We start from the raw sequence: 7,107 nt of genomic DNA on the forward strand, positions 1-7,107 counted from the left end.
CCGAACTTGGGCCTACTTCGGACTACTTTTGCAGGAAATGACGGAAACCGGTCCGAACTTGGGCCTACTACGGACCTGCGTAACTCCTTCCAACTAGCCACGTATAAGAGCTTTTACTCCTTCAAGATTCTCTTGTGCCAGAACGTGAAGGATATATGGTAAATGTCCTTTTCGATTAGGGGAGTTATAGTATTTGGGAAAATCTTTGTAGTAATCTTGAGCGTACTCGATTAATTGTAGTGCTGCATCTTCCGTCATCTGTTCAAAATTTAGTAAAAAAAGAACCCAATTCTCCATTGGGTCCATTGAATGCTTATTTTATTGCAAATGTTATCTCTGCTTCGCATGCTATTTCGCCATCGACGGTGGCCACTGCTTTTCCTTTGCCGATCGGTCCGCGTAGCTTGACCATTTCCACTTCCAGCCGCAGCTGGTCGCCTGGTTTTACTTGTCTTTTAAACCGGCAATTGTCGATTCCTGCGAAGAAGCCGAGCTTGCCGCGGTTTTCCGGCAGCTTTAATACGGCAACTGCACCGACCTGCGCCAGCGCTTCCACGATTAGCACGCCTGGCATAACTGGGTAATCAGGAAAATGGCCGTTGAAGAATTCTTCATTTGCTGTTACGTTCTTAATGCCAACTGCCCTTTTGCCTTCTTCGATTTCCAGAATTTTATCGACTAATAAAAACGGATAGCGGTGCGGGATGATTTCTTTAATTTGGCTGATATCAAGCATGTTTTCTAGTACCTCCTACTAATACTTACTAACCATTTTACTAAAAACCTTACGGAAAAAGAAAGGGAAATCTTCATTAATGTCTCATACTAGTTTATAATATTAATTAACAAAGTGACTGGAGGACAAAAATGAGCAAAAAGCTTTTAACTGGCAGCTTCCAGTTAATGAAATCTTTAAATAGATCCGTCATCTTAACGATCATTCGCGAAAAAGGGCCAATTTCACGGGCGGAAATCGCCAAGGTTACCAGGCTTACCCCGCCTACTGTCAGCAATCTTGTTAAGGAATTATTGCAGACTGGCATCGTCATCGAACAGTCTTTGGGAGAATCAAGCGGCGGCCGGAAACCGACGATGCTAACATTAAATAGTTCGATGTTTCATGTCATCGGTCTCGATGTCGGTTCCCATCACCTAAAGGCTGCGCTGACCAATATCAACGGAAAAATAATCAGAAAAGAAATCATCCCCATTCCTGCTGGCGTTACAAAGGAAGCTTTATTAACGCTAATGGCCGATTCAATCAACCACATCAAGCAAGAAGCTGGCGTCATCGAGGAACATATTATTGGAATCGGCGTTGCAATGCACGGGATTGTCGATGTAGACAAAGGCCGGTCTGTCTTCGCTCCCAACCTCCAGCTTCAGGACATTCCTATCAAGGAATACCTCGAAGATCATTTTCAAATGCTCGTTAAAATCGAGAATGATGCTCGGGCGATGAGTCTCGGGGAGCAATGGTTTGGGAATGGTGCAGGAGTGGACAGCCTCGTTTGCATCAACGTCGGCCGTGGCGTCGGCGCAGGCATGATCATAAATGGCAAGCTGTTTCATGGGCAAAATTTTATCAGCGGAGAAATCGGCCATATGGTCATCGATATCAATGGCCCGAAATGCACATGCGGCAATTACGGCTGCCTGCAAACCTTCACTTCCGGACCGGCAATCGCTGAAAAAGCAATATCAGAACTGAAACTAGGTCAGCAAAGTTTGCTGGCTGAAGGTGATTTAGCTAAAATATCTAGCGAGTCGATTTACGAAGCGGCAGTCGCAGGGGACGCTTTCAGCCGAAATATCCTCGCGCAGGCCGGTAGGTATTTAGGAATCGGCGTCACCAACTTGATTCATATCGTCAATCCAAAACGCATCATCATTGGCGGCGGTGTTTCCGCTGCCGGCAGCTTCCTTCTGGACAGCCTGAAAGAAACCATCAAGCAAAGAGCGCTGACGACACCGGCAAAGGAAACGGAAATTGTCCTCTCCAAATTCGGCGAAGACGCATCCGTCATGGGCGCTGTGGCGCTGATTCTGGCAGAATTATTCTCGACACGCAGCAATTAATTTTGGCAAAAAAAAGGCGCTTTTCCAAAAGGAGAAGCGCTTTTCTTGCTAATTTAAATCCCGCACTAATATGTCTGGGCGGAGGAATTTTTTGCCGTGTTTTTCTACTTCGATGTAGACCCAATTTCCTGTGTGGGTGAGTATTTCGTTTTCTTCTTTTCCGACTAGGATGGTATCCTCTGATTTTATTCCGCGGATGGCGGGGTTCCAGGCGAAGGCTTGGTTTTCGTGTACGATGCCTGGGCCTTCTGGGGTTGCGAGGAATTCACGGGTTGCGTATCCGGTTGGTCCTCCTTGGTGCAGGAAGCGCCAGTCCTCTCCATAGCCTACTTCGCGGTACATGTCAAAGCCTTTTTCCAGCACTTCTTTTATCGGTGTTCCCGGTCTTGTCGCCAGGTTCATTGCGATATCAATTTGTACGAGTTTTTGTTTATTTTCCGCGAGCTCTTGTGGGAGCGGGCCAAAATGGACAAATCGAGTTGCGTTTGCGATCAGGCCCCATTTTTCGGCGCAAATGACGATCATTGCATAGTTTTCGAGTTTTTTGGCTGTCGGGATCGGGTGGCGGTAGCGAAATACTCGTTCATCCGTTGACACTAGGAGGACATGCGGATTTATGCCTTCCTTCATCACCTTGGCAGCCAAATGGGCCTGGATTTCAAATTCGGTCATTCCAGGCTTGATTTCCCGCGCCGTTTCTTCGACTGCATTGGCTGCTTTCTGTCCAAGCCAGCGATACCGTTCCTGTTCGGTTTCGGTTAAGGTGAACCGAAGCTGAGCCAATTCCCCTGTCAGCTGATCGAACGGTTCGAGTGCTGTATCGCTGGCGATTCTTTTGCCGACACAAAGCGCACGAACGGCTGCATCCTGGTCCTCATACCATTCAGGAGTCACGAATTCATAGCCTAATCCTGCGAGCTCCTCGTCATGAATACGGGCAGATTCCATTTTCGAGGTGATGCAATATTTTTTATCGGAAAAAATGAATAAGTCGGCGACACCATTTTCTGTCGTGTTAACGATATGGTTATCCTTTCCGCCAGTTACCCAGGCAAAATTGCTGCGCTTGCGGAACAGGACTCCATCATAATTATGTTCGGTTAAAAAAGCTTCTATTTTCGCTAATGGGCTGCTTACGATTTCCCCCATACTATCTCCCCCTTATTTCCTGTCTCCATAGCCTGCCGGATGGTTATTGTGCCAATTCCAGGCTGTTTCGATGATGGTTTCTAAATTATTATATTTTGGGTTCCAGCCAAGGGCCGTCTGGGCTTTTTCCGAAGACGCGATCAAGACAGCTGGATCTCCTGCCCGGCGTGGGCTGACAACCTCGGGAATCTCGTGACCGGTTACTTTTCTTGCTGTTTCAATTACCTCTTTAACAGAGAAGCCTGTGCCATTGCCTAGATTGAAAACATCACTTGTTTCCTTTTTGCGGAGATGCTCGAGCGCGAGCCAATGGGCGTTTGCGAGATCCATGACATGAATATAGTCACGGATGCACGTGCCATCCGCCGTCGGATAATCGTCACCAAAAATGCTGATCTGTTCTCGCTGCCCAAGAGCTACTTGGAGGATGATCGGAATCAAATGGCTTTCCGGAGTGTGATCCTCGCCGATTTCTCCATCCGGGTGTGCTCCGGCGGCATTGAAGTAGCGCAGGGAGATCGATTTTAGCCCGTACGCCTCGTCGCTCCAGCGGAACATTTTTTCCATCGCCAGCTTCGTCTCGCCATAAGGGCTTGTCGGACTCGTTTCATCCTTTTCGAGGATTGGCACCGATTTGGGCTCGCCGTAAGTGGCGGCTGTTGATGAGAACACAATTTTCTTCACTTGATGAGCAAGCATCGCCGAAACAAGCGTGTGCGAGGCGATCAGGTTATTTTCATAATAATCGAGCGGCTTAAATACACTCTCTCCGACAAGCGAACTTGCCGCAAAGTGGATGACCGCTTCAATCTCATGCTTTGAAAAAACTTGATCAAGAAAACTGCGGTCGCGAATGTCTCCTTTATAAAAGGTTCCCCCTGTTACGGATTGTTCATGGCCTGTCACGAGGTTGTCAATGACAACTACATCTTCCCCTTGGTTCACTAATTCCACTACTGTGTGGCTGCCTATATAGCCAGCACCGCCAGTCACTAAAATCGCCATTTTTTCTTCCTCCTTTTAAAAAACCTCTTTTGCGCCATCGCCAAGATCACAGACATAAAAGTCTGGTTGAAGCCCTGTTTTGGCATGATAGTTTTCCGAGACAACCATCTTGAATTCGTCTACTGCCTCTTCACGGACAATGCTGACATTGCAGCCGCCAAAGCCTGCCCCGGTCATTCTAGTGCCGATGCAGCCTTCCACCTTGGACGCTTCCTCAAAAAGGGTATCAAGCTCGAAACCGGTTACCTCGTACAAATCTCGCAGCGACACATGGGATTCCTTCATTAACTCCCCGAATTTCTTCAGATCATTTGCTTCAAGTGCCTTCATTGCTGAAAGAACGCGATCATCCTCTGTTACAACATGCTCTACTCGTTTGGCAATTACTTCCTCTTTGATGACATGCTTTACTTTTTCCCATTGTTCGACACTAAGATTACCTAGGGAGTCCAGTTCAGGCAGCTCCGTTTGGATCAGCGCCAGCCCTTGCTCGCACTCGTTTCTGCGCTCGTTATACTTGGAGTCAGCGAGGCCGCGGCGTTTATTCGTGTTGGTGATGACAATTTTGTAGCCATCGATTTTCACCGGAACATAATGATAATCAAGCGTGTCACATTTCAAGGCAATCGCATGGTCTTCCTTGCCCATGCCGACTGCAAATTGATCCATGATCCCGCAGTTTACGCCAACAAATTGATTTTCCGCGTCCTGGCCAATTTTGACGAGGTCGAGCATATTCCTGTCCACTCCTGCAAGCTTGGTCAGCGCCACAGCGGTAGCCAGTTCAATCGATGCGGACGAAGAAAGTCCAGCCCCGTTTGGAATGTTGCCGTAGTAGAGAATGTCGGCGCCTTTGAACGGCTCTTGGCCAGCTTGTTTGACCAGCTCATTCAGCACACCCTTCGGATAATTGGCCCAGTCGTCCTCTTCCCGGTACACCAGCTCTGTGATCGTCACATCCGCACTCGTCTCAAAGTTTGCGGACCGGAAGCGGTACAGACCATCTTCCCTGGCAGCTGCGGCAGCCCAAGTCCCGAAAGTCAGTGCTGCTGGAAACACATAGCCGCCATTATAATCGGTATGTTCGCCGATCAAGTTTACTCTGCCAGGTGCGAAGAACACGCGCACGCCTTCTGTGTAGCCAAATTTTTCTTTAAAAAGTTTCTTTACTTCATTCGTATTGTTCATCGTCGTCCCTGCTTTCCGTTACCAATTGGATAAAGTTTGTGAATGCAGCCAATCCCTGCTCATCCTGCTTGAATACTCCTGCATCCTCCAAAACTGCCAGAAAAATTTTGCCTACATCGTCTTCGAGGATTTTTCCGACATTGTCTGCATCGATGTCATGATATTTTTTCAGGATCGAGTGATACCAGTCCCAGTGTTTGAGCAGATCTTCCTGCCAATTTTCTTTACCGTCAGGAGGAGCCAGTACATACGCTGCCAGCCTGGAAAGCTCCGATTCCAGCCTTCCCGGCAAGACGGCCAGCCCCATTACCTCAATCAAGCCGATATTTTCTTTCTTAATATGATGCAGCTGTTTGTGCGGGTGAAAGATTCCATCTGGATGTTCCGCTGAAGTTCGATTGTTCCTGAGCACTACATCGATTTCAAATAAATCGCCTCGGCGGCGGGCAATTGGCGTGACCGTGTTATGTGGCACTCCGTCCGTCTCGGAAAAAATCCCGACTGATGGGTCGCTGTATTTCAGCCATTTTTGATAGATTAGAGTGGACACAGCGGCTACTTCCGCTTTCTTCCCCCTAACACGGATGACGGACATCGGCCATTTTACCGGGGCAACAATCACCGAAGGGAAGCCGTCTAGTTGGACTGCCTCTCCTTCCTCGGCTTTTTCAAGGGCGAAGCGGTAATTGCCTCCCTGAAAATGATCATGGGAAAGAATCGACCCGCCTACAATCGGGATATCGGCATTGGAACCGAGGAAATAGTGCGGGAACTGCTCGGTAAAATCAAGCAGCCTGTTGAATGTTTCCGCCGATATTTTCATCGGAATATGCTGATCGCGAAACACGATGCAATGCTCATTATAGTAAACATATGGGGAATACTGCAGATACCAGCCTTCCTCGTTCAACGTCAAGGGAATAATCCGGTGCGTCGCTCTTGCAGGATGCCGCAGCGTTCCTTTGTAGCCTTCATTTTCCTTGCAAAGCAGGCATTCCGGGTAATTGGAAGAAGGAAGATCCTTCAACAGCGCAATTTCCTTCGGGTCTTTTTCCGGCTTCGAAAGATTGATCGTAATATCAATTTCTCCATACGGTGTCATCGTTTTCCATTGCTTATTCTTTTTGATTCTGTCCTCGCGGATATAGTGGGAGGCGCTGGACAAATGGTAAAAGTACTCAGTCGCTGCCTGGGGATTCGTATGATACTTCTGCTCAAAGTTCCTGATTACCTCCGAAGGTCTTGGAAGCAAACAGTTCATTATTTCCGTATCGAGGATGTCTCGTTCTGTCACTGTATTGGCTGCAAGCAAGCCGTGGTCCGCAGCCCAATCAAGGATGTTCTTTAAAATAGACGGCAAATCTGCGTTTTCCGTTGATTCGCCAGCATCGTCTTCCCAGTCATCTAGCTTTAACACAGCAAGGATTCTATTTCGGGCAAAAACCTTATCCGCATCTTCCAATAATCCCGCCTGAATGCCATAAGCCACAAGCTGCTCGATTTCACGATAAATGGATGGCAATGACTTCACCTCGTCTTTTTAACTTAATTAATTTAATTAACTATCTATACACATCATAGCCCTTTCCCGGAAAAAATACAATATGAAAAGCGTAAGCGCCTTGTTCAGCCCCGACAAGCGCTGCCCGCCGATAACGCCACGTCCTGTGGCTGGCGGGTCTAGCA

General features: G+C 47.8%; 7 protein-coding genes. 1 reads left to right on the forward strand and 6 read right to left on the reverse strand.

Annotated features, from left to right (window positions below):
* Nucleotides 1–93 precede the first annotated feature (93 nt).
* Together UB32_RS20890 and fabZ are read right to left on the reverse strand one after the other, a co-directional pair.
* Nucleotides 94–306, reverse strand: a complete 213-nt coding sequence (locus UB32_RS20890) for a hypothetical protein (protein WP_044395802.1) — start codon at nt 304–306, stop codon at nt 94–96.
* Between the two features lie 7 nt (nt 307–313).
* Nucleotides 314–736: a 3-hydroxyacyl-ACP dehydratase FabZ gene (gene fabZ / locus UB32_RS16635; RefSeq protein WP_044395805.1), complete on the reverse strand. Its 423-nt coding sequence runs from the start codon at nt 734–736 to the stop codon at nt 314–316.
* A 131-nt stretch (nt 737–867) separates the two neighbouring features.
* On the opposite strand from fabZ, the gene UB32_RS16640 reads away from it, so the two are divergent.
* Nucleotides 868–2,079 carry an ROK family transcriptional regulator gene (locus UB32_RS16640; protein WP_044395808.1) on the forward strand — a complete coding sequence of 404 codons (1,212 nt, stop codon included), beginning with the start codon at nt 868–870 and terminating at the stop codon, nt 2,077–2,079.
* A gap of 48 nt (nt 2,080–2,127) precedes the next feature.
* Here UB32_RS16640 and UB32_RS16645 read toward each other — a convergent pair whose 3' ends face one another.
* The 4 genes from UB32_RS16645 to galT are packed head-to-tail and all read right to left on the reverse strand — an operon-like array spanning nt 2,128 to nt 6,943.
* Nucleotides 2,128–3,228, reverse strand: coding sequence for a M24 family metallopeptidase (locus tag UB32_RS16645; RefSeq protein ID WP_084221891.1), 1,101 nt, complete (start codon nt 3,226–3,228; stop codon nt 2,128–2,130).
* Nucleotides 3,229–3,240: 12 nt separating this feature from the next.
* Nucleotides 3,241–4,233 (reverse strand): UDP-glucose 4-epimerase GalE, encoded by a 993-nt coding sequence (gene galE / locus UB32_RS16650; RefSeq protein WP_044395811.1) that lies wholly within the window; start codon nt 4,231–4,233, stop codon nt 3,241–3,243.
* 15 nt (nt 4,234–4,248) lie between these two features.
* A complete protein-coding gene (locus tag UB32_RS16655) occupies nt 4,249–5,421 on the reverse strand; it encodes a galactokinase (protein ID WP_044395813.1) in 1,173 nt (390 codons plus the stop codon).
* Nucleotides 5,405–6,943 carry a UDP-glucose--hexose-1-phosphate uridylyltransferase gene (gene galT / locus UB32_RS16660; RefSeq protein ID WP_044395815.1) on the reverse strand — a complete coding sequence of 513 codons (1,539 nt, stop codon included), beginning with the start codon at nt 6,941–6,943 and terminating at the stop codon, nt 5,405–5,407. The genes UB32_RS16655 and galT overlap by 17 nt, the downstream gene beginning before the upstream one ends.
* Nucleotides 6,944–7,107 lie beyond the last annotated feature (164 nt).

The organism is Mesobacillus subterraneus (assembly GCF_000934845.1).
GTDB classification, from domain to species: domain Bacteria; phylum Bacillota; class Bacilli; order Bacillales; family Cytobacillaceae; genus Mesobacillus; species Mesobacillus stamsii.

What these genes read in the sequence shown, in the direction of transcription:
- UB32_RS20890 (WP_044395802.1), bottom strand. Translation starts at nt 306, where the DNA reads ATGGACCCAATGGAGAATTGGGTTCTTTTTTTACTAAATTTTGAACAG.
- fabZ (WP_044395805.1), bottom strand. Translation starts at nt 736, where the DNA reads ATGCTTGATATCAGCCAAATTAAAGAAATCATCCCGCACCGCTATCCG.
- UB32_RS16640 (WP_044395808.1), top strand. Translation starts at nt 868, where the DNA reads ATGAGCAAAAAGCTTTTAACTGGCAGCTTCCAGTTAATGAAATCTTTA.
- UB32_RS16645 (WP_084221891.1), bottom strand. Translation starts at nt 3,228, where the DNA reads ATGGGGGAAATCGTAAGCAGCCCATTAGCGAAAATAGAAGCTTTTTTA.
- galE (WP_044395811.1), bottom strand. Translation starts at nt 4,233, where the DNA reads ATGGCGATTTTAGTGACTGGCGGTGCTGGCTATATAGGCAGCCACACA.
- UB32_RS16655 (WP_044395813.1), bottom strand. Translation starts at nt 5,421, where the DNA reads ATGAACAATACGAATGAAGTAAAGAAACTTTTTAAAGAAAAATTTGGC.